The organism is Thermopolyspora sp. NPDC052614 (assembly GCF_040678635.1).
Taxonomy (GTDB): Bacteria; Actinomycetota; Actinomycetes; order Streptosporangiales; family Streptosporangiaceae; genus Thermopolyspora.
In genome coordinates this window covers 134,365-157,024 of the sequence record NZ_JBFATZ010000012.1, presented here as the reverse complement: position 1 = coordinate 157,024, position 22,660 = coordinate 134,365, and the positions used below count along the sequence as shown (strand labels likewise).

The 22,660-nt window shown below is 69.9% G+C and carries 25 protein-coding genes, 2 tRNA genes and 1 other RNA gene; 12 read left to right on the top strand and 16 right to left on the bottom strand.

The genetic code is table 11. The features are described from left to right. Positions 1-17: 17 nt before the first annotated feature. From AB0K60_RS24915 to AB0K60_RS24905, 3 genes are all read right to left on the bottom strand, one after another. Entirely contained in the window at positions 18-836 is an 819-nt protein-coding gene (locus AB0K60_RS24915) for a helix-turn-helix transcriptional regulator (protein WP_364059559.1), read from the bottom strand. Positions 837-937: 101 nt separating this feature from the next. Beyond that, complete coding sequence (locus tag AB0K60_RS24910) at positions 938-1,753, bottom strand: ABC transporter permease (RefSeq protein WP_364059556.1); 816 nt, start codon at positions 1,751-1,753, stop codon at positions 938-940. 118 nt (positions 1,754-1,871) lie between these two features. Continuing rightward, positions 1,872-2,783, bottom strand: a complete 912-nt coding sequence (locus tag AB0K60_RS24905; RefSeq protein ID WP_364059553.1) for an ABC transporter ATP-binding protein — start codon at positions 2,781-2,783, stop codon at positions 1,872-1,874. A 131-nt stretch (positions 2,784-2,914) separates the two neighbouring features. Here AB0K60_RS24905 and AB0K60_RS24900 point away from each other — a divergent pair, with 131 nt between their 5' ends. From AB0K60_RS24900 to dnaN, 3 genes are all read left to right on the top strand, one after another. Beyond that, positions 2,915-4,519 carry a histidine kinase gene (locus AB0K60_RS24900; RefSeq protein WP_364059550.1) on the top strand — a complete coding sequence of 535 codons (1,605 nt, stop codon included), beginning with the start codon at positions 2,915-2,917 and terminating at the stop codon, positions 4,517-4,519. Between the two features lie 59 nt (positions 4,520-4,578). Then, on the top strand, positions 4,579-5,232 hold the full coding sequence (locus AB0K60_RS24895; RefSeq protein WP_364059547.1) for a response regulator transcription factor: 654 nt from the start codon (positions 4,579-4,581) through the stop codon (positions 5,230-5,232). Between the two features lie 130 nt (positions 5,233-5,362). Then, positions 5,363-6,457 carry a DNA polymerase III subunit beta gene (gene dnaN, locus AB0K60_RS24890; protein ID WP_364059544.1) on the top strand — a complete coding sequence of 365 codons (1,095 nt, stop codon included), beginning with the start codon at positions 5,363-5,365 and terminating at the stop codon, positions 6,455-6,457. Positions 6,458-6,471: 14 nt separating this feature from the next. Here dnaN and AB0K60_RS24885 read toward each other — a convergent pair whose 3' ends face one another. The 6 genes from AB0K60_RS24885 to upp all read right to left on the bottom strand — a co-directional run bounded on the left by AB0K60_RS24885 (position 6,472) and on the right by upp (position 10,969). Continuing rightward, positions 6,472-7,158, bottom strand: a complete 687-nt coding sequence (locus AB0K60_RS24885) for a FadR/GntR family transcriptional regulator (RefSeq protein ID WP_364059541.1) — start codon at positions 7,156-7,158, stop codon at positions 6,472-6,474. Between the two features lie 241 nt (positions 7,159-7,399). Continuing rightward, the gene (locus AB0K60_RS24880) at positions 7,400-8,737 is read right to left on the bottom strand and encodes a helix-turn-helix transcriptional regulator (RefSeq protein WP_364059538.1); all 1,338 of its coding nucleotides are present in this window, start codon (positions 8,735-8,737) and stop codon (positions 7,400-7,402) included. A 133-nt stretch (positions 8,738-8,870) separates the two neighbouring features. Then, positions 8,871-9,398, bottom strand: coding sequence for a PH domain-containing protein (locus AB0K60_RS24875; RefSeq protein WP_364059535.1), 528 nt, complete (start codon positions 9,396-9,398; stop codon positions 8,871-8,873). Further along, positions 9,395-9,553 carry a hypothetical protein gene (locus AB0K60_RS24870; protein WP_364059532.1) on the bottom strand — a complete coding sequence of 53 codons (159 nt, stop codon included), beginning with the start codon at positions 9,551-9,553 and terminating at the stop codon, positions 9,395-9,397. The genes AB0K60_RS24875 and AB0K60_RS24870 overlap by 4 nt, the downstream gene beginning before the upstream one ends. A 208-nt stretch (positions 9,554-9,761) precedes the next feature. Next, positions 9,762-9,980 carry a hypothetical protein gene (locus tag AB0K60_RS24865; RefSeq protein WP_364059529.1) on the bottom strand — a complete coding sequence of 73 codons (219 nt, stop codon included), beginning with the start codon at positions 9,978-9,980 and terminating at the stop codon, positions 9,762-9,764. Positions 9,981-10,330: 350 nt separating this feature from the next. Next, a complete protein-coding gene (gene upp / locus AB0K60_RS24860; protein WP_364059526.1) occupies positions 10,331-10,969 on the bottom strand; it encodes a uracil phosphoribosyltransferase in 639 nt (212 codons plus the stop codon). Between the two features lie 111 nt (positions 10,970-11,080). On the opposite strand from upp, the gene AB0K60_RS24855 reads away from it, so the two are divergent. The 4 genes from AB0K60_RS24855 (at position 11,081) to AB0K60_RS24840 (ending at position 13,198) form a co-directional block, all read left to right on the top strand. After that, complete coding sequence (locus AB0K60_RS24855; protein WP_364059523.1) at positions 11,081-11,695, top strand: tRNA adenosine deaminase-associated protein; 615 nt, start codon at positions 11,081-11,083, stop codon at positions 11,693-11,695. 19 nt (positions 11,696-11,714) lie between these two features. After that, on the top strand, positions 11,715-12,197 hold the full coding sequence (locus AB0K60_RS24850) for a tRNA adenosine deaminase-associated protein (protein ID WP_364059520.1): 483 nt from the start codon (positions 11,715-11,717) through the stop codon (positions 12,195-12,197). Between the two features lie 95 nt (positions 12,198-12,292). After that, complete coding sequence (tadA, locus tag AB0K60_RS24845; RefSeq protein ID WP_364059758.1) at positions 12,293-12,724, top strand: tRNA adenosine(34) deaminase TadA; 432 nt, start codon at positions 12,293-12,295, stop codon at positions 12,722-12,724. An 84-nt stretch (positions 12,725-12,808) separates the two neighbouring features. After that, positions 12,809-13,198, top strand: coding sequence for a PPOX class F420-dependent oxidoreductase (locus AB0K60_RS24840; protein WP_364059517.1), 390 nt, complete (start codon positions 12,809-12,811; stop codon positions 13,196-13,198). Between the two features lie 178 nt (positions 13,199-13,376). On the opposite strand, the gene AB0K60_RS24835 is transcribed toward AB0K60_RS24840, so the two are convergent. Both AB0K60_RS24835 and AB0K60_RS24830 read right to left on the bottom strand, forming a co-directional pair. Continuing rightward, positions 13,377-13,718: a hypothetical protein gene (locus AB0K60_RS24835; protein WP_364059514.1), complete on the bottom strand. Its 342-nt coding sequence runs from the start codon at positions 13,716-13,718 to the stop codon at positions 13,377-13,379. Then, entirely contained in the window at positions 13,715-13,954 is a 240-nt protein-coding gene (locus AB0K60_RS24830; RefSeq protein WP_364059511.1) for a hypothetical protein, read from the bottom strand. The genes AB0K60_RS24835 and AB0K60_RS24830 overlap by 4 nt, the downstream gene beginning before the upstream one ends. Before the next feature lie 286 nt (positions 13,955-14,240). Between AB0K60_RS24830 and AB0K60_RS24825 the strand changes: the two genes are divergently transcribed. Beyond that, the gene (locus tag AB0K60_RS24825; RefSeq protein WP_364059508.1) at positions 14,241-14,705 is read left to right on the top strand and encodes a hypothetical protein; all 465 of its coding nucleotides are present in this window, start codon (positions 14,241-14,243) and stop codon (positions 14,703-14,705) included. A gap of 20 nt (positions 14,706-14,725) precedes the next feature. Then, complete coding sequence (locus tag AB0K60_RS24820; RefSeq protein ID WP_364059505.1) at positions 14,726-16,078, top strand: hypothetical protein; 1,353 nt, start codon at positions 14,726-14,728, stop codon at positions 16,076-16,078. An 89-nt stretch (positions 16,079-16,167) separates the two neighbouring features. On the opposite strand, the gene AB0K60_RS24815 is transcribed toward AB0K60_RS24820, so the two are convergent. The 4 genes from AB0K60_RS24815 to AB0K60_RS24800 form a co-directional block, all read right to left on the bottom strand. Then, complete coding sequence (locus AB0K60_RS24815; RefSeq protein ID WP_364059502.1) at positions 16,168-16,824, bottom strand: HAD family hydrolase; 657 nt, start codon at positions 16,822-16,824, stop codon at positions 16,168-16,170. A gap of 58 nt (positions 16,825-16,882) precedes the next feature. Then, a tRNA-Ser gene (locus AB0K60_RS24810) sits at positions 16,883-16,972 on the bottom strand. 81 nt (positions 16,973-17,053) lie between these two features. After that, on the bottom strand, positions 17,054-17,356 hold the full coding sequence (locus tag AB0K60_RS24805; RefSeq protein ID WP_364059499.1) for a type II toxin-antitoxin system VapB family antitoxin: 303 nt from the start codon (positions 17,354-17,356) through the stop codon (positions 17,054-17,056). A gap of 219 nt (positions 17,357-17,575) precedes the next feature. Next, the gene (locus AB0K60_RS24800) at positions 17,576-17,956 is read right to left on the bottom strand and encodes a metalloregulator ArsR/SmtB family transcription factor (RefSeq protein ID WP_364059496.1); all 381 of its coding nucleotides are present in this window, start codon (positions 17,954-17,956) and stop codon (positions 17,576-17,578) included. A gap of 80 nt (positions 17,957-18,036) precedes the next feature. Here AB0K60_RS24800 and AB0K60_RS24795 point away from each other — a divergent pair, with 80 nt between their 5' ends. After that, on the top strand, positions 18,037-19,158 hold the full coding sequence (locus AB0K60_RS24795; RefSeq protein WP_364059493.1) for a cation diffusion facilitator family transporter: 1,122 nt from the start codon (positions 18,037-18,039) through the stop codon (positions 19,156-19,158). A gap of 176 nt (positions 19,159-19,334) precedes the next feature. Here AB0K60_RS24795 and AB0K60_RS24790 read toward each other — a convergent pair. Next, positions 19,335-19,420, bottom strand: a tRNA-Ser gene (locus AB0K60_RS24790). Between the two features lie 337 nt (positions 19,421-19,757). Between AB0K60_RS24790 and ffs the strand changes: the two genes are divergently transcribed. Both ffs and AB0K60_RS24780 read left to right on the top strand, forming a co-directional pair. Further along, positions 19,758-19,853, top strand: an RNA gene (gene ffs, locus AB0K60_RS24785) — signal recognition particle sRNA small type. 27 nt (positions 19,854-19,880) lie between these two features. Beyond that, positions 19,881-22,415 (top strand): DNA polymerase III subunit gamma and tau, encoded by a 2,535-nt coding sequence (locus AB0K60_RS24780; RefSeq protein WP_364059490.1) that lies wholly within the window; start codon positions 19,881-19,883, stop codon positions 22,413-22,415. The last annotated feature ends 245 nt before the right edge of the window (positions 22,416-22,660 follow it).

The following is a 22,660-nucleotide window of genomic DNA, read 5'->3' as shown; positions in this document are numbered from 1 at the left end:
GTGGCCATGCGGCGTGGCTAGAACTTACGAGAACGATCGGTCAAATATTCGGCGGTGGCGTCGTCCGCGGGGAAGAAGGATTCGATGCTCAGCTCGGCGACGGTGATGTCGAGCGGGGTGCCGAAGGTGGACACCGTGCTGAGAAAGGTCAGCTCGTGGCCGCCGGAGTGCCCGTCGGCGCGGACGCGCAGCGGCACGGCGATGTCGCCGGGGCCCGGCAGCTCGACCTCCGGCTCGGGCTGGTCGCACGGGTAGCCGCGCAGCTCGTCGTGGAGGGCGACGAGGTCGGCGTCGGCGGTGAGGTTGATCTGGCGGCGGAGCCGGGAGAGCAGGTGGGCCCGCCACTCGCCGAGGTTGGCCACGTGTGGGGCCATGCCGTCCGGGTGCAGGCTGAGCCGCAGCACGTTGATCGGCGGTTCAAGCAGTTCGGGCGCGGCCAGGACCGTGAACAGGGCGGTGCTGGCGTTGGCGTCCACGAGGTTCCACCGGCGATCGATCACCGCGGCCGGGTACGGCTCGTGCGCCTTGAGCAACTGGGCGACGGCCTTGCGGACCGGGCCCATCTCCGGAGCGTCCAGCGACATCTCGGTGTAGACGGGCGCGTACCCGGCGGCGAGCAGCAGGTGGTTGCGTTCCCGCAAGGGCACCTCCAGCTCGTCGGCGAGATGCAGGATCATCTCCCGGCTCGGCTTGGCCCGGCCGGTCTCCACGAAGCTCAGGTGCCGCGTGGAGACCTCGGCCTGGATGGCCAGGTCGAGCTGGCTCATCCGGCGGCGCTCCCGCCACTGCCTGAGCAGGTCGCCGATCGTGCGCTGGTAGAGCTGCGCTGAGGTCACAGACCCGACGCTACGCGCCGGGCCGGCCCCCGCGCGATTACGTCCCAGGTCATGGAATCCGTACGACGGGCCGGCCCGGGTCGCCGGGGAGCCGCCGCCCGTCACTCCCAGCGGAACATCCGTACGGCCAGCACCCCGGCGACGACGAACCACGCCACCAGGACGACCAGGGACCCCACCGTGGGCCCCGAGCCACCCCAGGTCAGGCGCATCGCCTCGGCGAAGGCCCCGGCGGGCGACAGGTCGCTGGCCACGCCCAGCGCGTGGGGCATCGACGGCCGGGGCATCCACACGCCGCCCAGGAACAACATGGGGAACATCACCACCGACCCGATGCCCGGGGCGGCCTTCCCGCTCGGCGCCAACACGGCGATCAGCAGCCCGAGGGCGAGGAACGCCGCCGTGCCCAGCACGCACGCCAGCAGGAACCCGGGGAACTGCCGGGGAATGGCCGTGCCCAGCACGACCCGGCCGGACACGACCATGACGGCGATCGAGGAGATCACCAGACCCAGGCAGACGATCATATGAGCGGCGAGCAGCCGGGTGGGCCCGACGGGCGTGGTGGACATGCGCCGCAGCATGCCGTTCTCGCGGTATCCGGCCAGCGCCGCCGGCATGATGGTGAGCGCGATCACGGCGACGGCCATCATGGTCATCGACGCCGGGAAGTACGCGTCGATCACCCGCAGCCCGCCGAGCTCGGCCGACGGCTTGCGGAAGTAGGGGATCGTGGATCCCAGAATGAGCAGCAGCGCCGTCGGCAGCACCAGCGGGAAGAACAGCGCGGCCGGGTCGCGCAGCAGCAGCCGGGCCTCGACGAGCGTCAACGTGACCAGCGGCGAACGGCCCGGACGGGCACGCGCCGGGGCGGCCTGCGGCGAGGGCGAGGGTGAGATCGTGCGGGTGTCGTTCATCTGAACGCATCTCCTGTCCGATGAGGTGGGCGGCATGCCGGGCCGGATTCCGGCTGCCGATCAATGGATGTTCGGCGTGGCGCGGCGGAGATCCGCGCCGCTTCTCGAGCCTGGGGACTCAGGCCGCGACGGCGTCGCCGTCGGTGAGGGCCAGGAAGGCCTCGTCGAGCGAGGGCTTCTCCACGTGCAGCCCGGTGATTTCGATGCCGTGCCCGGCGAGGGTCGCGATGACGGCCTGGGCCAGGTCGACGTCACCGGTCACCGTGGTCCGCCCGCCGCTCGTGGTCACCGTCGCGACCTTGGGCAGGGCCGTCAGCAGGTTCTCGTCGAAGGGCGCGGAGGCGCGGAAGCTGACGCGCTCGCCCAGGCCGGCCCGCCGTACCAGACCGGCCGGGGTGTCGAGCGCGGCGACCCGGCCGCCGTCGATCAGCGCGATGCGGTCGCACAGCCGCTCGGCCTCTTCCATGAAGTGGGTGACCAGCACGATGGTGACGCCCCGGTCACGCACCCCCTCGATCAGCTCCCAGGTGTCGCGGCGCGCCTGCGGGTCCAGGCCGGTGGTGAGCTCGTCCAGGATGGCGACGCGCGGATCCCCGGCGAGCGCAAGCGCGATCGACAGCCGCTGCCGCTGGCCTCCTGAGAGCGAGCCGAAGGCGGCGGTGCGTTTCCCGTCCAGGCCGACCAGCTTGATGAGCCGGTCGGCGTCGACCCGGTTGCCGTAGAAGGAGGTGAACATCCGCACCGCCTCCACGACCTTGAGCTTGTCGGCCAGGGCGGCGCTCTGCAGCTGCACCCCGAGCCGCCGGGTGACCTCGGCCCTGTCCCGCTGCGGATGCAGCCCGTCAACGGTGATCTCGCCTCCGTCGGGCACGCGCAGCCCGGCCACACATTCCACGGTGGTGGTCTTGCCCGCGCCGTTGCGCCCGACGATCCCGAAGATCTCGCCTTCCTCGACAGAGAACGACACGTCCGCCACCGCGACCTGATCGCCGTAGCGCTTACTCAGATGGCTGACCTCGATAATCGACATGGCAGCCACGGTAGGTTTCGCAGGCGGTCCCGCGCGCTGGCCCGAGCCGCAGTTCAGAGGTGGGGCTAGCCCCACCCCGCCCGGTGCTTGGACGCAGTGACACCCGCGCGGGCCGGACGCAGACTGAACACATGACTGAGGGCATTACCGACAGAACCTCCGGCCAGGTTGTGCCCGGCGCATCCCGATCCGGGCCCGCGCGCGGCGTGTGGCGCCGGTCGGCGGACTTCGCCCTGGTCGTGCTCGACGTGATGGGCCGCGGCCTGATGATGTTCGCCCTGGGCGTCGTGCAGATCCCGCTGATCGTGATCGTCCTGCTGTGCCTGCTGCTCACGTTCGGCCTCGGCCTGGTCTTCCTGTTCCCCCCGGCGGTACGGCTGACGCGCCGCTGGACGGCCGTGGCCCGCCGCCACGCCCAGCAGTGGTCCGGCATCGAGATCGAGGACCCCTACAACCCGCCGCCCCCGCCCCCGGTACGGCAGCGCGACGGCTGGTACCACGTGGGCGGCAACCGCTACCGGTCCCCGCGCTACCCCGCGTGGCACGGCCGCCTCAACTGGTACATGAAGGACGAGGCCACCTGGCGTGACATGGCCTGGCTGCTCGTCTACCCGATCACCGGCGCCCTGCTCGCGGTGCTGCCGTGGATCCTGCTCGGCTTCGCCGTCTACCTGCCGACCCTCGGCTCGCCGCTGGGCCTGGTGGCCGCGCCGCTCGTCGCGGCCGCCGCCGTCGCGGTCGCGCCGTACGTGCCGAACCTGTACGGCCTGTGGACCCGGGCGCTGCTCGGAGCCACCATGCGGGCCAGGCTCACCCGCCAGGTGGCCCGCCTCGCCCGGACCCGCACCGAGACCGTCGACGCGCAGACCGCCGAACTGCACCGCATCGAGCGCGATCTGCACGACGGCGCGCAGGCCCGGCTCGTCGCGATGGGCATGACCCTGGGCGCGGCCGAGCAGCTCGTCGACACCGACCCGGCCGCCGCCAAGGCGCTGCTCGCCAGGACCCGGGAGGCGTCGCAGGAGGCCCTGGCGGAGCTGCGCCGGCTGGTGCGCGGCATCCATCCGCCGGTGCTGGCCGAGCGTGGCCTCGGCGACGCCGTACGCGCGCTCGCCCTGGACAGCCCGCTGCGCGTCGCCGTCGAGGTGGACCTGCCCGATCGGCCCGAGCCCCCGGTGGAGTCGGCCGTCTACTTCGCGGTCAGCGAGCTGCTCACCAACGCCGCCCGGCACGCCGACGCCCACGAGGTGAGCATCGACATCAGCCGGCGCGGGACGGCGCTGCGCGTGACCGTCACCGACGACGGCGTCGGCGGCGTGGATCCCTCGCGGGGCAGCGGCCTACGCGGTCTTGAGCGGCGCCTGGCCGCCTTCGACGGGGTGCTGGCGATCCACAGCCCCGTCGGCGGCCCGACCGTGGCCACGATCGAGCTGCCGAACGTGCTGCCCGCCACCGAGCCTGTCAAGCCGAGCATGTCGCGCGGGAAGACCATGCTGATGGGCGTGTGCCTGGGCCTGGCCTGGCTCCCGCTGTTCCCGCAGGGCGTCGTCGCGGTCATCCTGAAGATCATCGGCATCGACGAGAAGAGCTGGTTCCTCGCCCTGCACCTGCCGGACCCCTTCGGGTGGGCGGCGTGCATCCTCTTCATCAACATCGGCCTGGTGATGCTCATCACCGGCCTGTACCTGAGCGCGTGCTACGAGTCGTCCAAGCGGCCCGCGCCGCCCGACTCCTGACCGGCGGCCCCGCCGAGATGTCCGGTTCGCTGATTAGGGTGGCTGACTAGGGTGGTCGTGTGAGAGTCGTGCTCGCCGAGGATCTCTACCTGCTCCGCGACGGTCTGGTGCATCTGCTGCGCGCGCACGGGTTCGAGATCGCCGCCGCCGTGGAGTCGGGGCCCGAACTGCTCAGGGCCCTCACGGAGGAACGGCCGGACGTCTCGATCGTGGACGTACGGCTGCCGCCCACGTTCACCGACGAGGGCCTGCAGGCGGCCCTGGAGGCCCGCAAGCGGGTGCCGGGGCTGCCGATCCTGGTGCTGTCCCAGCACGTGGAGCAGCTCTACGCCCGCGAGCTGCTCGCCGACGGCGCCGGCGGGGTCGGCTACCTGCTCAAGGATCGGGTGTTCAACGCCGACCAGTTCGTGGACGCGGTACGCCGGGTCGCGGCCGGCGGCACCGCCATGGACCCCGAGGTGATCGCCAAACTGCTGGCGAGCAACGCCCGCAACGAGCCGCTGGCGCGGCTCACGCCCCGTGAGCGCGAGGTGCTCGAGCTGATGGCCGAGGGGCGCTCGAACGCGGCCATCTCGCAGCGGCTGTATCTGAGCGAGAGCGCGGTGGGCAAGCACACGGCGAACATCTTCGCCAAGCTCGACCTGGCCCCCTCCGACGACGACAACCGGCGGGTGCTGGCCGTACTCGCCTATCTCAACGCCGCCCGATCCTGACCCGCCTGACCCGCGCGCGTGGGGCGCTCCGGCCCTGCCGATCCCGTCGCTCACCCGTTTCTTGTCGGTACGAACGACTACCTTTCCGTACATACAGTCGGGCGTGAACGACGAAAGGGGAGCGGTCAGGATGAAGTTTCACGTGAACCGTGATGTGCTGGCCGAAGCGGTGGCGTGGACCGCCCGGATCCTGCCCAGCCGTCCAACCATCCCGGTGCTCGCCGGCATCCTGCTCGACGCGACCGGCGAGGAGCTGACGATGTCCGCGTTCGACTACGAGGTGTCGGCCCGGGCGACGATCGAGGCCGGGGTGAACGAGCCGGGCCGGGCGCTGCTTCCCGGGCGGGTGCTCGCGGAGATCACCAAGAGCCTGCCCGACCGACCCGTGGAGATCGTCGCCGACGGCTCGGAGGCGGTCCTGACCTGCGGCAGCACCGAGTTCGGCCTGCACACGATGCCGGTGGAGGACTTTCCCGCGCTCCCACAGATGCCGCCGAAGATCGGGGCGGTCGGGGGCGGCGTCTTCGCCTCCGCGGTGGCCCAGGTGGCGCCGTCCGCGAGCCGCGACGACACGCTGCCGATGCTCACCGGCATCCGCATGGACATCGAGGGGCCGAACGTGACGATGGCGGCGACCGACCGCTACCGCATCGCCGCCCGGGACTTCCTCTGGCGCCCGGAGACCGGGGACTTCTCGGCCGCCGCGATGGTGTCCGCCCGGGTGATGGTGGACGTCGCGCGCACGCTGCGCGCCGGCGAGGTGTCGATCTCGCTGGGCGACGGGGTGGCGGGCTTCGAGAGCGTCGGCCGCCGCACGACGGTGCGGCTGCTCGACGAGCAGTTCATCGACTACCGCTCCCGGCTCACGGGCGACTGGGCGATCCGCGCGAGCGTGCAGACCGCGCCGCTGGTGGACGCGATCAGGCGCGTGGCCCTGGTCGCCGAGCGCAACACGGCGGTCCGGCTGTCGTTCACCCAGGGCCAGGTGCTCATCCAGGCGGGCGGCGGCGACATCGGGCGCGGCGCCGAGGTCATCGACGCCGAGCTCGACGGGGACGACATCCAGATCGCCTTCCAGCCGCAGTTCCTGCTCGACGGATTGTCGGGCCTGGAGAGCGAGCGCGTGCGCATCGGCATGGACTCGCCCACCCGCCCCGCGCTCATCACCGACGACGCCGACGACCCGTCCTTCCGCTACCTGGTGATGTCCCTGCGGCTGGCCTGACCGGCGGGCGTACGCTAGCTCAGGCCGGTCGACTCGGTGAGGGACGCCAGGATGTGCTCCATGCACTCCAGACCGGCGCGCTCGGCCGCGGCGGCGTCGCCGGCGGCGATGGCGCGGAAGATCCCGTCGTGGGAGATGTAGGTCTTCTCCACCGGTACGCCGGCGGCGGTGATGCTGGCGCGCAGCGCGGCGGAGAAGTCGTTGTAGATGTCGATGAGCACGCGGTTGTGCGTGGCCTCCACGACCGCCATGTGGAAGGCGAGGTCGGTCTCGACGAAGGCGGCGGCGTCGCGGTCGGCCCACGCCTGCTCGCGCTTGGCGAGAGCGACCTTGATCTCCTCGATGTCCTCCTCGGTGCGGCGGCTGGCGGCGAGGCGGGCGGCCTCCACCTCCAGGGCGCGCCGTACCTCGAAGATCTCAAGGTGCTCGGCGGCGCGGAGTCGGCGCAGCATCGCTCCGGACAGTTCGCTCGTGGCGCGGACGTAGGTGCCGTCGCCCTGACGGCACTCCAGCAGCCCGGCGTGGGTCAGCGCACGTACGGCCTCGCGCACCGTGTTCCGCCCGACGCCCAGTTGCTCGGCGAGCACGGTCTCGGTGGGAATCTTCCCGTGCAACTGCCATGCGCCGGAGGTGATCTGCTCCTTGAGCTGATCGATCACCTGGTCGACGAGCGAGGCCCGCTGGGCCGTGCGCAGACTCACAATCCGCCTCCTCCGGGGTTCGGCACAATCATCCTACGAGCCAATGACTGGTCGACCGTAATTATTCCGGAGTCTTTGCCGCAAATTCCGGGCGGACGAAGAGACACCATTCAGCCCTGTGGACCGTACGGCCCACAGGGCTGCCACTCCCGCGCGGGCGGGCGCTCCCCGCGGCCCGGCCGCCTCCCCCAAGGCGATCCAGGCGCGTCAGGCGGGCGAGCGTGCCCCGCCTAGTGCGTGACTAGTGTGTGAGTACGGCGGCGGCGGTGGAGCCGGGCATGTTCGCCCGGATGCCGACGGCCTCCAGCGCCCGGCGGTAGGCGCTGAACTGCTCGTGCCGGGATCCGGCCTTGCCCCACAGATCGCCGAGCTCGCGCCAGACCCGGGCCGCCTCGCGGTCGGGACCGGCGGCCTGGCCGTTCTGCAGCAGCTCCTGCGCCTTCATCAGCGTGGGCACGACGTCGCCCGCGGATCGTGCCAACGCCACGTGGGCGTGGATGAGGTGGGCCGAGGCCGCGATGACGCCCTGCGTCTCGCCGAGCCGCTCCAGCGTTCGCGTGGCCAGCTCGTCGGCCGCCGCGTGGTCGCCGCCGCGCATCTTGACGTGCGCGAGCACGGTGAGGCTGCGGGCGTGCTCGACGTGCTCAGCGGGGAAGACGCCGAGGATGTCGGACGCCTTGCCGGCCAGCTCGGCGGCGTGCGCGAACTCCTCGTCCACCGTCGGGCGGGCGGTGATGATCCGCGCCCACTGCATGGCGACCTGAGCCGTCCGCACGGCGAGCCGCCCGGCACGCCCGGCGGCGAGCGCGTCGTCGGCGAGCGTCACGGCGAGCGCGGAGTCCTCGCCCTCCGAGGCCGCGATGCTCGCCTGCCAGAGCGACTGGATCTCATTGGTGCGATCCACCGCGTCCGGCAGTCCGTTGGCGTCGAGCACGCGCTCCACGTAGGGCAGGCCCGTCTCGATCTCGGCCAGGATCGCCGCCAGATCGACCGCGACGTCGCCGTGCACCAGCCCGAGCTTCTCGACCTGGGCGAGCGCGTGCGCCCCCAGGTCCTTGGCCCGCAGCAGGTCGCCGGCGCGCTGGTAGCAGCGGCACAGCGCCACGGCGAGCGGCAGGTCGGCCAGGCGCTCGGGGTGGGCGGCGGCCTCCTTGCGCAGGCGTTCGTACGCCTCCACCGCACGACCCACCTTGCCCTGCCGCTCCATGGCCCGGGCCCGGCCCAGCCGGGCCTGCGCGGCCAGCATGACGTTGTCCTCGTCGGCGGCCTTGACGATCTCGCCAAAGCGGTCGGCGGCCACGGCGGGGTCGCCGTGGTGAAGTTCGAGCTCGGCGTGGCGCAACCCCAGCTCGGTGTCGATGCGCTGGCGCGGCTCGATTCCGTGCAGCAGAAACTCGGTCGTGCAGCCGAGCCGCTCTGCCAGCAGGCGCGCGACCACGGGGGTCGGCGTCCGCTTGCCGGATTCGATGAGCGAGACGTAACTGTCTGAGAGGTCGGGCCCGGCCAGTTGGGCCTGGGACATCCGTCTACTCAGCCGTAAACCGCGGACGCGGTCACCGATGGATCCCTGACTCGGCATCTGATCTCTCACGGCGGGGGAGTGGTCAATGGTGTCGCCATGATGGCACGAACAGGCCGTATCGGGTAACCCTCAGTTAAGAATCGTGTGGCCGAACTAGGCCAGAACACTGAGAATTACGGACATACGACCGTCAATCGTCGTCGCCTTTGCCGGGAAAAATCATCTGACACACCTCGAGGTACAGAGTCTCCGGGTAGGGGAGGTAATCGACCTGCCGCAACGCCTGATCTTGGCCGGCCGATTCCGTGATGAAGGACCCATACCCCAGTAAGCGGCCCAGTAAGGACCGCTCGAAGCGCATGTCAGTGACCTTGCCCAGCGGCATCATGTTGACCTGCCGGGTGATGAGCCCGGTGGTGGACAACATGCGCTGCGAGGTTACCACAAAGTAGTCGACCGACCACTCGGCGACCTTCCAGACGAACCGGACCAGCAGCAGGAGCCAGGCCCACCACACGATGAGCATCGCCTGGCCGCTGCCGGTGCCGCTGAGCCATCGGCTCAGAATGCCCGCAAGGATGAGCCCGCCGAAGATCTCCCCGACCGGTCGCAGCAGGACCGCGGGGTGTCGGCGCACCATGATGACCGAGTGTTCGTGGGGAAGGAGGTATCGGCTGATCGACGACGGAGCTGAGTCTCCGTGGGTGACAAGTCTCATGTGAGCGCCGTGAAGAATTGAGCCAGCGAATCGGCCGCACCCATCACGGTGTCCAACGCGCCCCTGACAGCACTGGCCGCGTCACCTGGTCTCGTGAATAGGTAGAAGGCCACAAAAGCGATGCCCGTGTACTGGAGTACCTTCTTGACCTGCACTGCCGCCCCTCTCGCCCTGGACACCCACCGTATACATTACCCTCGCCATAGCCTGGGTAAAGCGCGACACAGCGCCCAGTATGAGCCCCGGATCGGCCGCGTACCAGACCGTTGAGGATCGTTGTACGTGACCGGCATGGCAGGGCCGGGCGGCGCCGTCCGCGAGCCTCGCCGCGCGACCGCCGTCCGCCGGATCCCGGCTAGGGCCTCACGCCCGCCCGGTCGCGCCCATCGCCAGCACCTGTAGGTGCTTGCGCGCGATGCGCTCGACCAGCATGGGGTGGGCGTGGCCGACCACCTCCAGCGCGCCGTACCGAGCCGCGTCCACGCAGCGCGCGACGGTCGACGGCGGGTGCACGGCGGCGAACTCGTCCCGCAGCGCGGCCGCGAGTTGCTCGTACGGCTCGGCCGCCGGAATCTGGCTCATCCCGCTCCCCCGTGGTCCCCCGATGCCTGAGGTGGCGCTTTGGTGACAATCTTGTAGCTCGCACCGTTTTATGACGGTTCCGCGTCATCGCACGGGTGCCCACAAGAGTCGCGCCGCCGACCGGATCGCCGTGTCATCGCTCAACGTACCCATATTATCGCCGTCCGTAACCGATAATGGGGGTCGTTACCAAAGGATCGTTCCACCCGCTTCGTGATCGATCACGGCCACCCATCCGGCGGGACGGGAAGACGCGGCGAGGCGTCCACGAGGCGTCCACGAGGCGTCCACGAGGCGTCCACGAGGCGTCCGGAGCACGGACGGACCGGCCGACCCCGGCCGCAGAGGCGTCAGACGACGCCGTAGAGGCGGTCCCCGGCGTCGCCGAGCCCCGGCACGATGAAGCCGTGCTCGTTGAGCCGCTCGTCCAGCGCGGCGGTCACCACCCGCACCGGCTTGGCGTCATCGCCGAACACCTCGTCCAGGTGGGCCAGCCCTTCGGGCGCCGCGAGCAGGCAGATCGCGGTCACGTCCGTCGCGCCGCGCTCGAACAGCAGTTCGATCGCGGCGGCGAGGGTGCCGCCGGTGGCGAGCATCGGGTCGAGCACATAGCACTGCCTGCCGGACAAATCCTCCGGCAGGCGGGTGGCGTACGTCTGCGCCTTGAGCGTGCCCTCGTCGCGGATCATGCCGAGGAAGCCGACCTCGGCGGTGGGCAGCAGCCGGGTCATGCCGTCGAGCATGCCGAGCCCGGCGCGCAGGATCGGCACTACCAGCGGGGCCGGCCGGGCCAGGTGCAGCCCGTGCGCGGGCGCCAGCGGCGTCTCCACCGTGACCTCGACGGTCCGGACGTCGCGCGTCGCCTCGTACGCGAGCAGGGTCACCAGCTCATCGGCCAGACGCCGAAACGTCGGCGAGTCGGTGCGTACATCGCGCAAGGCCGTCAGCTTGTGCGCCACCAAGGGGTGCTCAACGACGAGGGTCTTCATGGAAGGCAACGCTACAACAGGCAAAACAGGGCGTACCGACCGCACGGTTTTGATCACAATTTGGCCTGAGCGCCGTACGCGCGGGCAGGGAGTCTGGAAGCATTGAACGACATGACGACGGCGTCGGTGGGGTGGACGATGATGGACCGACGGGACGCTGGCCAACAGGACGACGATCTCAGGGGCGACCTCGAGGACGATCGCGACGACGACCTTGAGGATGCCGAGCCCCTCGACTTCGCCATCGTGGTCTACCGCGAGGACGACGAGTGGGAGGCCGACATGCTCCCCCTCGCGCTCACCTCGAACCTCGACCGCCTCATCCACGCGCTGCGCCAGCAGCCGAGCATGAGCGGCACGATTGGCCTGGTCGACGTTGGGGATGAGTTCTTTGTGGCGCTACGCGTGTTTGGCGATCGAGTGAGCGTGTTCCTCTCCGACATCACGGCGGCCTGGGACTGGCCGCTGGCCGAACAGGTCCTCGACCACCTGGAGATCCCGGTCCCCGACGAGGAGGAGCTCGACGCGATCCTCAACGAGGACAAGGGCATGGTGCTGCCCGCCGGAGATCTGTCGATCTTCGCGGATCTCGGGATGGACGAGATGGAGCTGCTGGCGCTGTCCGGAGACCGCGAGCTGCTCCCCGACGAAGTGCTGTCCAGCATCGCCGCCCGCCTCGGGTTCTCCCAGCCTTACGAACGTGCCGTCGACGCCGCCATCGGGTGACATTCCTCCGGAGCCTGCCATGCCCTCGGGACCGTCGAATCTGTTCGCCGCAGCCTTCTCCCGTGACGGAGACCGCTGGTCGGGCGTCGAAGTCGACCTCTCCAGCGCTGAGATCGCCGACGACGTGACCGACCTCGTCCAAGAGTCGCTCGGTTTGTCCGGCGACGAGCTCGCCCTGCTCTGCGTCGAGGTCGAGGACGAATGGTTCGCGCTCGTCCGCATCGAGGGCGACGCCGAGCCCCGCGCCTTCATCTCCGACGTGCAGATCGGGGGTGACCGGTTCGGCGAGATGTTCACCGAACTGGCCGGCGCCGCCCCGTCCACCGAGTCCAACGACCTCGGCGTGCGCCCCGCGGGCGACTTCGACCTGCTGGACGACCTCGGCGTCTCCTCCGAGGAACTGCTGGAGCTGAGCATGGAGGAGGGCGCCCTCCCCGGCGACACGCTCAGCGTCATCGCCGAGCGCCTCTCCTTCGCCGAGGAACTCGACCGCCTCCGGTGAACCGCCCCCCCGGTGAGCCCTCACCTCCGGCGACCCGGCCGCCCGCACCTCCGCCGAGCCGGCCGCCCGCGCCGCCTCCCGGCTTCGAGGAGGCGATGCGGCTCGCGCTCGCCGAGGCCGAGCGGGCGGCGACCCGCGGCGAGGTCCCCGTCGGCGCGGTCGTCCTCGACCCGGCGAACCGTCCGCTCGCCGCCGCCGGCAACGACCGCGAAGCCTCCGGCGACCCGACCGGCCACGCCGAGATCATCGCCCTGCGCGCCGCCGCCGCCAAACTCGGCACCTGGCGCCTGGACGGCTGCACCCTGGTCGTCACCCTCGAACCGTGCACCATGTGCGCCGGTGCCGCCGTCCAGTCCCGCGTGGCCCGCGTCGTCTACGGCGCCGTGGACGAGCGCGGCGGCGCCGCCGGCTCCCTGTGGGACGTCCTACGCGACCGCCGCCTCAACCACCGCCCCGAGGTCATCATGGGCGTCCTCGCCGACGCCTGCGCCGCCCCCCTCACCGCCTTCTTCGCCGCACGCCGCTGATCCACCGGTACGGCTCCCGCCCCGCGATGACCGCGTACGACATGGCTTGACCTCAACCACTGTTGAGGTTGCACCCTGTTCGCCATGACTTTCACGCAGGCAGAACTGAACTATCTGGAGGGCCAGCGCCTCGGCCGCCTGGCCACGGTGGCACCGGACGGCCAGCCGCAGAACAATCCCGTCGCATTCTTCGTCGACGCGGAGTCCGGCACCATCACCATCGGCGGGTACGCCATGGGCACGACGAAGAAGTTCAAGAACGTGCAGCAGGGCAGCGCGGCCGCGCTCGTCGTGGACGACCTGGCCTCCGTCAATCCCTGGACGGTCCGGGGCATCGAGATCCGGGGCACCGCCGTGGCCCTGACGGACCACGAACCCCCCGTGCCGTCCATGTCGAGGGAGATCATCAAGATCACCCCGACCAGGATCATCTCATGGGGCCTGGACGGAGCGCGCTCCAGCCGCAAGGCCTGAGAGAGAACCCTGGCGACACGGCGCGGGCGTCGAGTGCGAGCGGGAGCGCGCCGCAAGGCGTGAGGGAGGGCTCGGGCGCCCCACCTGAGCTCCTCGCTCGCCCCGCGCGCCGCAGGCCCAACGCCTGAGGACCAGGCCACGTGGACATTGCGACCTTGCGCGATGCGACCCTCGAAGATCACCCGAAGGCTTCCGGCATCGTGGACGTCCCCTGCCCCGGGATGCCCCACCGCATGAGGTCGTACGGCAGCGGGTCGATCGAAGGCGAGACCCCGGGAGCCCCGGCGGCCTCGGCCGCCCGCACCTGAGCTTCCAGTTGCTCGCGCAGTTCCTCGGCGGTGTCCGCGCCGAGCGTGTGCCACAGCCCACGCCCGACGTCCGGGTTTGAGTATCGCCGCCTGATGGCGTACCAACCGCTCCTGCCTCTGGGACTCGGCGTCGACCGCCAGATCCGCCACTCCCGGCCGTAGTCGACCTGAAGCCGGTGCAACTCCGCCAGCTCGCCGTCGTACGCGTTCACGCCGCCCTCCACTCCCGAACCCCACGCCCCCACAACGGCGACGCCGCGCTCAACGCGGACGTCTCGGCCTCGCGCATCACCTCGCGCAGGCCCTCGACGGTGGTCGCCTCCACGACCAGCGGCTCGTCGGTCACCCACTGCGTGAACGCGTAGAAGCGACGGCGGCCCACGCCGTACAGCACCGTCCAGGCCCGCTCCACGAGGTCCAGCCGCGCCGCCGCCGCACGCTCGGCCATGTCCCATCGCCACCGGCAGTCCGTTTCGCGTACCGTCGGCAAGCCTTGGCGATGTCGCCCGCGCGCGGGTGGATCGTGCCACCATGTGCGCATCCTGCCGATCACGCGGCCACCTTTCCCTCGGCCGGCCGATTGGGGCGAACGCGAGAGGCGAGGCGGTGCCGGTAACCGGTTTGAGAACGCCCGCCCGGAAGGCAGGCGAAGCGACCACCCTGAGTCATGGCAGCAAGTAGATGCCAGCGGTTGCCGCTGAGGAAGATGACATTCGATGACATGAGGTGCGGCCGTGCCCACTGCTATAACGATCACCGGGGCGAGATCGACGGAGCATCGTCCGAAATCGGATTATGACCGTATTTTCGCAGAATATCTCGGCCCCTTTGCCCTGCCCGGCGTCACCTTCTACTTGGGGGGTGCGCGTGGCATCGACTCGCTGGCGCTGCTGTGGCTCGCCGCCGAAACCGAGGCGGTCCTCCACGTCGTGGTACCTGGGACTTTGGCGGCACAGCCGGAGGATGCCCGTGAGGCGGTCATGGCGAGCCGGGAACGAGGGCGGCTGGCCGGGTTGATTGAACTGAATTCCCCCTCGCACCCGTCGGTCGAGGGATATCATCGGCGCAACCGTTGGATGGTCGATAAAAGTGAGCTCGTTGTCGGTTTTCCCAGAGGAACCGATAGATCAAGCGGAACCTGGTACACCCTCGAATATGCGGCTCTAAATGACAAGGCTCGACTCATTAAGCCCATATAGGATGAATCTGGTGGATCGCCATGCCCGAACCCGTCAGGCGAAATGCCGCTCGTACGCTTCGTGCGCTGCGGGAACGCCGAGGTTGGTCATGGGCGGATGAGGCTCGGGCCATCAACGACGCGGCGCGAGTCCTGGCCATCGAAGCCGTGGCACGGACGAGTGTCGCAAGCCTGGTGCGGACGATCGCTCGCTGGGAGTGCGAGGGCAAGCCGGTCGCCCCGGGAGAGCGCTACCAACTCCTTCTCGCCTACGCGTTCGCGGTGCGCGGCAATGATGTCGCCGTCGGACGTGGGTCGGACTTCGATGAGCTGATGTCCGTCTTCGCGGATCTCGGCGCCTCGGCGGATCGGATCACGGCGTTACGTGCGCAGATCACCAGACTTGCCACCTGCGGGCATAATCTCCTGGCGTTCCTTTCGCCCGGATTGAGACAGTCTCTCTCCCGTGCGCTGACGGCCCCCGCGACAGTGTCCGACGAAGTGGTCGCCCAGTTGGCCGACTTCGTCGCCGATCTGGATGCGCAGATCGGAGGACTGCCCTTCGCACGGCTGCAAGTGGCTCTCGCGCCCGCCGTGGAGGCATGTCGTCTGCTGCTTGAGTCGAACCCGGCCGGGCCGGTGGGCACACAATTGTCCCGGACCGCGGCGAACGCCTTCATGATCGCCGCTCGGATCGCGTTCGAGGTCCGGGACTTCGACATCTCAGCCAGGATGTACAGGCAGGCCATCAACGCCGCCGGCCAACTCCCATCCTGGGAACGCGCCGCCATCCGTACCAGCCAGGCCCTGGTCACCCTGTACTCCACCAGGAGCGTCCCTGCGGCCCGTCAGATCGTCGACATCGCCGTACGCGATGCCCGTCGCAGTGACAGTCGCGTCATGCGCGCTCGCGCGCACGCGCTCTTGGCGGAGATGGCGGCTCGCGCCAACCAGGAGAAGCAGGCCTTCACCGCGCTGCACCGCGCCTGGGCCGATGTCGACCGCCACGCCGGCGCCGATCCCGCCGCGGGTCGTTTCGGTCCCGGCTATCTGGAAGGCTTCGAGGGACTGTGCAACCTCCATCTCGGTCGCGGCCGCGAAGCCGAGTCGCAGTTGACCCGTTCCCTGGCCGCCCTCGCCCACCCTCGGCAAGCCGTGCAGCGGGCCGTCATCACCGCTGACCTTGCGCTTGCCCGGCTGCGGAACGGCGCTCCCGAAGCTGCCGCCCTGCTTCTCCACGATTGTGTTGATCTCGCGGCGGCCACACAAGCACGCGTTCCATCCATCCGGATCGCTGAAGTACGCCGCGAGCTGCGGGCTTGGCGTACCGAAGCCTTCGTCTCCGACCTCGACGATCACATCTACGATGCGCTCCTGGCACCGGGATCGGTCTGATTACGCGGCGTTCGCGAGTTCCTGCTGATCATGCGTACGACATTGCGTTCGAGCGTAGCGTCATGTTCACCAGCCTGTCTCTGGTGTCGCTATCCTGCCTCTCCCCGATGCTGTTCGAGTAGTGCAGGAAGCTCTGCCAGCGAATCTATGCGCCAATCAGCGGCAGCGCCGACGGGGTCATCAGCCCACAAATATCCCCACGGGCCGCGGCGTATGAGTGCGGCGTGCATGCCTGCGGCTTTCGCTGGGATGATGTCGTTTGCCGGATGGTCGCCCACATACACGATCTGGTGAGGGGCGACACCGGAGAGTTCGACAACGCGAGCGAAGAACGCGGGGGCGGGCTTCGCGGTACGCCATTCACCGGAGGTGGCGATCGCTTCAGCGGGAAGGTTCAGTTCGCGTAGCAGTTGGGCGGCGCGGACGGTCTGGTTCCCTGCGACGAGGACGCGCAGGCCGAGGTCGTGTAGGGCGGTGAGGGCCGGTCGGACATCTGGGTAGAGGTCGCTCTCCTCGAGGCGCTCGCCCCGACCAGCAATTTCGCGGGCTTCGTATTCGGCGGCCAGGTCGATGCCAGGGCGCAGCAGCCGTATGGCTTCGGCGTTGTCACGACCCTGTGCCACCATGGCGCCGACGAGGGCGGAGAGAGTGTGCCGAGGGACGCCGAGCCAGTCGGCCCAGGACGACCAGTGACGGTCATCACACACCAGGGTTTCACCGATGTCGAAGGCCACGGCTCGGATCACGGTGGCGAGTCTACGAGTAGGGCCTCCGCGCCGGTGGTCGGCTCGGAGGCCCTCTGAGTGGCGGTGGAGGTGGGATTTGAACCCACGGATAGGTTGCCCCATCACACGCTTTCGAGGCGTGCGCCCTCGGCCACTAGGCGACTCCACCGCGGAGCAGCCTACCCGAAAATGAACGGGACCTGTGCACGGTTATCCGGCTGACGCGCCGGTTGTCCCGGCTGGAGGGGTTCTACTCGTCGTTCTCCAACTCCAGGACGCGGGCGTGGAGGACCGAGCGCTGGTGGAGGGCGGCGCGGAGGGCGCGGTGCAGGCCGTCTTCGAGGTAGAGCTCGCCGCGCCACTGGATGACGTGCGGGAACAGGTCGCCGTAGAACGTCGAGTCCTTGGCGAGCAGGGAGTGCAGGTCGAGCACGGCCTTGGTGGTGATCAGAGAGTCGAGGCGGACCTGGCGAGGAGGTATCTGCGCCCACTCCCGGTTGGAGAGTCCGTGCTCGGGGTAAGGGCGTACGTCGCCGACCATCTTAAAGATCACGCTATGTAGTTTAGGAGAGAATCGGCGAGGGGCCGTACGATGCCGGAATCCGATCTCGAAGTCCGGCTTGGGTTTCGGTCCGATGTCCTGGCCTGCCGTGATCAGTCCGCCTGATTGAGATCATGTGGCGTCCGCCGAGCCGACCACGGGGCCCAGTGAATTTGATCACGGCGCTCCCATCTGGTGGTGAGGGGCATCGCACAGCCCTGCCGGGCGGGTTCAATCGTGGGACGGGAGGCGGCCGAGCTGATGGTCCGCCGCGTTGAGTGCTTCGTCGACCAGGCGCCGTAGGTGCCCGTGGCGCAGGGCGTAGATCACGCGGCGGCCCTCCTTGCGGGTGGTGACGAGATCGGCCAAGCGCAGGCGGGCCAGGTGCTGGCTCACCGCAGGGCGGGCGAGGCCGCAGGCTGCTGTGAGCGTTGTCACATCCGCCTCTCCCTCCGACAGCCGTTGCAGCAGAGCCAAGCGGGTGCGGTCGGCCAGCAGGGACAGGATGTCGGCGGCCACCGCCAGACGTTCCCCTTGGGCCCCTTGGGAGTGTTCGCCTGTGGTGTGTTCCTGCCAGTCGTACGCACCTGATAGGTGCATGCGTGCGCTCATATGCACATAATGGAGGATGTGTGGTGCGCCGTCCAGCCGACCCATCCGGTGTACCCCTATCCCCACAAGCTGGAGCCGTTGTGACCGACCAGAGCACTCCCCGCGAGCAGCAGTGCCGTGACCAGGTACCGACCGGCCGTCCGACCGATTACGTGAGTGAGGGTCACGGACACGGACACGGCCACGGACACGGGCAACGAGGGACAGGCGGGTCCGGCAATGTGCGCGCGCTGCTTGCCCGCGCTGGTCACGCCTTCACTCCGCACAGTCATGACAGTGCCGCCAAGACCGACGCGGCTCTGGAGTCCAGCAGTCGGGGCCTACGCGTGCTGGCGATCTCTTTTGCCGTGCTCATGGCGACCGCGCTGGTCCAAGCGACGATCGTGGCCGCCTCCGGATCGGTGGCGCTGCTGGGCGACACGCTGCACAACTTCGCCGATGCGCTGACGGCGGTCCCGCTGGCGATCGCCTTCTCACTGGGGCGTCGGGCGGCCACGCGCCGGTTCACGTACGGCTATGGCCGGGCCGAGGACCTGGCCGGGATCGTCATCGTGGCCTTGATCGCCCTCTCGGCGGGCATGGCCGGGTACGAGGCCGTCAAGCGTCTGATCGCTCCCGAAGACGTGCAAGCGCTTGGCCTGGTGGCCGCCGCCGGCGTGGTCGGCTTCCTCGGCAATGAATGGGTGGCCCGCTACCGGATCAAGGTCGGTCGCGAGATCGGCTCGGCCGCGCTGGTGGCCGACGGCCTGCACGCCCGCACTGACGGCTTCACCTCCCTGGCCGTTCTTCTCGGCGCCGGCGGCAGCGCGCTCGGCTTCCCGCTCGCCGATCCGCTCGTCGGTTTGCTGATCACGGTGGCGATCTGCTTCGTCCTGCGGGACGCCGCCCGAGAGATCTATCACCGGCTGATGGACGCGGTCGATCCCGAATTGATCGCACAGGCCGAGCAGATCTTGTCAGGCGTGCCCGGGGTTGAGCGGGTCGGCGCGGTCCGGCTGCGCTGGATCGGTCACGCCTTGCGCGCCGAGGTCGAGATCGCGGTACGCCACGAACTGTCGCTCATCGCGGCGCACGCCGTGGCGGTGGAGGCCGAACACCGGCTCATCCACGAGCTGCCATGTCTGCGGGCCGCCACCGTACACGCCGACCCCGACGGCCCTGCCGACATCGACCACCACGCGGTCCTTCTCGCGCACCGATAGCGCCGGGGAAAAGCAGACAGGAAGCCGACTGGCAGCGCTGACGGCGGCGCGGCGGGTGGTCCATGCCCTGAAGGAGACAACTGAGGACCAAACCGAGAGTTCGGACAGGCGGGCCCTGGACACGCATAGGGCCGGTCCATGACTGGACCGGCCCTATGGCGCTGCTCAACCAAGCGCGGAGGATGCGAGATTCGAACTCGCGAGGGGTTGCCCCCAACACGCTTTCCAAGCGTGCGCCCTAGGCCAACTAGGCGAATCCTCCGTGGAGAAGCCTATCTAACTTTCAGCGGTGCGTAGACCATGTTCCCGGCGTGTGGATGGTCACGAATCGGCCGCCTTGTGGTCGCGTCGCGGTTCGGTGCTGCTCAGGAGGTCGTCAGGTTGAAGGTGGCAGGCGGCTCGGCGTACGGCGGCGGGTGTGATGGCGCGGTGGGGCGAGGTGCTTGTCGGGGAGGGCGGGTCTGCGGAGGCCGTGGTGGATTGTCGGCTGGATGGGGAACGGCGGAGTCTTGGGGGCGGGGTGCGTGGGGTGGTGGGGAGTCTGTTCGGGTGGGTGGCGTGTATGCGCCCGAGCACTGCTGGACATGGCTAGACTGGTCGGCGACCCCTCGTGCGGCGTCATCCTGTGAACCTCCCCAGGGCCGGAAGGCAGCAAGGATAAGCGGGCTCTGGCGGGTGCGCGGGGGGTCCCTAGCCTTAGTCACCGGACGGGATCACCCCTCATGAGTCTTGCGCTCTACCGCAAGTACCGGCCCGGGACGTTCGCCGAGGTCAAGGGTCAAGAGCATGTCACCGAGCCGTTGCGGCAGGCGTTGCGCACCGGCCGGATTCACCACGCTTACCTGTTCAGTGGGCCGCGCGGATGCGGCAAGACCTCAAGCGCGCGCATTCTCGCCCGGTCCCTCAACTGCGAGAAGGGGCCCACGCCCGATCCGTGTGGGGTGTGCGAGTCGTGTGTCGCGCTCGCGCCCACCGGGCCCGGTCACCTCGATGTCATAGAGATCGACGCGGCGTCGCACGGTGGTGTGGACGACGCGCGTGATCTTCGTGAGCGGGCGTTCTTCGCCCCGGTTTCGGCGCGGTTCAAGATTTACATCATCGACGAGGCGCACATGGTGACCCGGGAAGGGTTCAACGCGCTGCTCAAGCTCGTCGAGGAGCCGCCGCCGCATCTGAAGTTCGTGTTCGCGACGACCGAGCCGGAGAAGGTCATCGGCACGATCAAGTCGCGGACGCACCACTATCCGTTCCGGCTGATGCCGCCGTCGACGTTGCGGCAACTGATGGAGGAGATCCTTCAGGCCGAGGGCGTGCCGTACGAGGCGGCGGCGTTGCCGCTGGCCGTGCGGGCGGGGGCGGGGTCGGCGCGGGACTCGCTGTCGATCCTCGATCAGTTGCTCGCCGGGTCGGACGAGTCGGGCATCACGTACCAGCGGGCGGTCTCGCTGCTGGGGTACACCGACGCGGACCTGCTCGACGAGGTGGTGGACGCGTTCGCGCGGCGGGACGGCGCGAAGGTGTTTCAGGCGCTCAACCGGGTGATCGAGGGCGGGCACGATCCGCGTCGGTTCGCGATGGACCTGCTGGAACGGTTCCGGGACCTGGTGGTGCTCGCCAATGTGCCCGAGGCAGCCGCCAACGGGCTGCTCGACCGGCCCGACGATGAACTGGAGCGTTTGAAGGCCCAGGTGGCGCTGATGGGGCCGGCGGAGCTGACGCGGGCCGCCGAGGTGTTCAACGCCGGGCTCACCGAGATGCGCGGGGCCACGTCGCCTCGGCTGCTGCTTGAGTTGATGTGCGCCCGTGTGCTGTTGCCGGGGGCCGACCAGGGGGAGGCGTCCGTCCTCGCCCGGCTGGAGCGTCTTGAGCGCGGTGTCGCGTCCGGTTCCGTGCAGGTGTACGCGCAGGCCCCGGCACCTGCCGCCGTGCCCGCTCAAGCAGCTGGCCCGGTCGTGTCGCAGGCGGGCGGCGGTTCCGTGTCTTCGGCTCCGGTCGGGGCCGCGCAGGCTCAGACCGCACCGGCTCAGGCCGCGCCGGTGCAGGCCGCGCCGGTGCAGGGAGGGCCTGTCGGCCCTTCGTCGCCGGGTGCGGGTTCCGGCTCGTCCGCCGCGCCCGGGATGTCCGGGGTGTCGGGGGTACGGCCCGCCGACGATTGGCCCGAGCCTTCGCGGCCCGGATCCGCGCGGTCCGAGGGCTCGCATGGGCGGCAGGGGAGTGGCTCGGCCGCGGGTGTACCGCCGGCCGCCGCTTCCTCGGCCGCGTCGCCGACGGCGCAGGCGAGCTCCGGTGGGGCCGCTGCGGCGTTCCAGGCGTGGCCTCGGGTGCTGGAGGCGATCAAACAGCGCCAGCGGGTGACGTGGAGCATTCTCAGCACCGAAGGGCGGCTCATCGGCCTGGAGGGGAACGTCGCCACGCTGAGCTTCGACAAGCCCGGCACGATGAAGGGCTTCCTCGCGGGCAAGCGCGACGAGGTCGTGGCGGCGGCGCTCGGCGAGGTGCTGGGCGGGCAGTGGCGTGTTGAGGCCGTGGTGGGCGGTACCGGCCCGGCCGGTGGATCCGGTCCCGCGTCGGTTCCGGGTCCGGGTCCGGGTCCGGGTTCGGGTTCGGGTTCGGGGGCACGTGGCGGTCCGGCCGGAGGCGGCTCATTTGGTCATGCCTCTGGTCCGGGGGGCTCCGCGCCTGCGGCGGGTGGCGCCGGTTCCGGTGGAGGAACTTCTGCGGGCGGTGGCTTCGCCTCGGCGGGGGGCCCGGCGGGGGGCGGAGGAGCCGTGCCCTCGGGTGGGTCCGGGGAAGTCGGGGTCAGAGGTTCGGATGGCCTTGGAGGAACGGGGGCCTCCGCGTCCGCCGCGCGCGGCTCCGCTGGGGCGGGGGGCACGGCCGTACAGACCGGGGCGGGCCGTCCCGCGTCGGCGCGGCAGTCGCAGGCGGCGTCCGCCACCGACGACTCCTGGCCCGACGCGCCGTCCGACGACGAGTATGAGCCTGCCAGTCCCGCGCCTACGGCCGGTCTCGCCGCGGCGCGTTCCGCCGCCAAAGCCGCCGCCCAGGCGCGCCCGCGCACCGGCCAGCCGGGTGCGCGGCAGGGCGGTGGGGTCGACGCCTGGCCCGACGCGGTGCCGGGCCGTCGCCCCGCGGCGGATGTGGACGAGGTGGACCCGGACAACGACATGGACGCCGACGGCGACGGCCTGGTGGGCATGCAGTTGATCCAGCGTGAGCTCGGCGGACAGATCATCGGTGAGATCGATCACACCTAGCACCCGGTCGCCGGGTGATGACAGGGCCCGTCGCCCGGCTGCCGCATCGGTGGTCGTCGTCCGGGCCGGTGCCGATCAGTGGAGCCCGCCGGCGATGGTGAGCGTGACGGGGTGGCCGGCCTCGGGATGGCGTGCATCGTTTGCGGGTGCCACGGCTTCCCTGGTGCCTGATCGGTCCGGCCCCGGAGCGTCAGGAGCCGTGCACGGTCACCAAACCGGATTCGCAGGCGAGCGGTGCGGGCGGC

Bases quoted from the DNA above. Each gene is read 5' to 3' on its own strand.
- AB0K60_RS24910 (WP_364059556.1), bottom strand. From the start codon at position 1,753: ATGAACGACACCCGCACGATCTCACCCTCGCCCTCGCCGCAGGCCGCC.
- AB0K60_RS24905 (WP_364059553.1), bottom strand. From the start codon at position 2,783: ATGTCGATTATCGAGGTCAGCCATCTGAGTAAGCGCTACGGCGATCAG.
- AB0K60_RS24900 (WP_364059550.1), top strand. From the start codon at position 2,915: ATGACTGAGGGCATTACCGACAGAACCTCCGGCCAGGTTGTGCCCGGC.
- dnaN (WP_364059544.1), top strand. From the start codon at position 5,363: ATGAAGTTTCACGTGAACCGTGATGTGCTGGCCGAAGCGGTGGCGTGG.
- AB0K60_RS24880 (WP_364059538.1), bottom strand. From the start codon at position 8,737: ATGCCGAGTCAGGGATCCATCGGTGACCGCGTCCGCGGTTTACGGCTG.
- AB0K60_RS24875 (WP_364059535.1), bottom strand. From the start codon at position 9,398: ATGAGACTTGTCACCCACGGAGACTCAGCTCCGTCGTCGATCAGCCGA.
- AB0K60_RS24865 (WP_364059529.1), bottom strand. From the start codon at position 9,980: ATGAGCCAGATTCCGGCGGCCGAGCCGTACGAGCAACTCGCGGCCGCG.
- upp (WP_364059526.1), bottom strand. From the start codon at position 10,969: ATGAAGACCCTCGTCGTTGAGCACCCCTTGGTGGCGCACAAGCTGACG.
- AB0K60_RS24855 (WP_364059523.1), top strand. From the start codon at position 11,081: ATGACGACGGCGTCGGTGGGGTGGACGATGATGGACCGACGGGACGCT.
- AB0K60_RS24850 (WP_364059520.1), top strand. From the start codon at position 11,715: ATGCCCTCGGGACCGTCGAATCTGTTCGCCGCAGCCTTCTCCCGTGAC.
- tadA (WP_364059758.1), top strand. From the start codon at position 12,293: ATGCGGCTCGCGCTCGCCGAGGCCGAGCGGGCGGCGACCCGCGGCGAG.
- AB0K60_RS24840 (WP_364059517.1), top strand. From the start codon at position 12,809: ATGACTTTCACGCAGGCAGAACTGAACTATCTGGAGGGCCAGCGCCTC.
- AB0K60_RS24830 (WP_364059511.1), bottom strand. From the start codon at position 13,954: ATGGCCGAGCGTGCGGCGGCGGCGCGGCTGGACCTCGTGGAGCGGGCC.
- AB0K60_RS24820 (WP_364059505.1), top strand. From the start codon at position 14,726: ATGCCCGAACCCGTCAGGCGAAATGCCGCTCGTACGCTTCGTGCGCTG.
- AB0K60_RS24800 (WP_364059496.1), bottom strand. From the start codon at position 17,956: ATGAGCGCACGCATGCACCTATCAGGTGCGTACGACTGGCAGGAACAC.
- AB0K60_RS24780 (WP_364059490.1), top strand. From the start codon at position 19,881: ATGAGTCTTGCGCTCTACCGCAAGTACCGGCCCGGGACGTTCGCCGAG.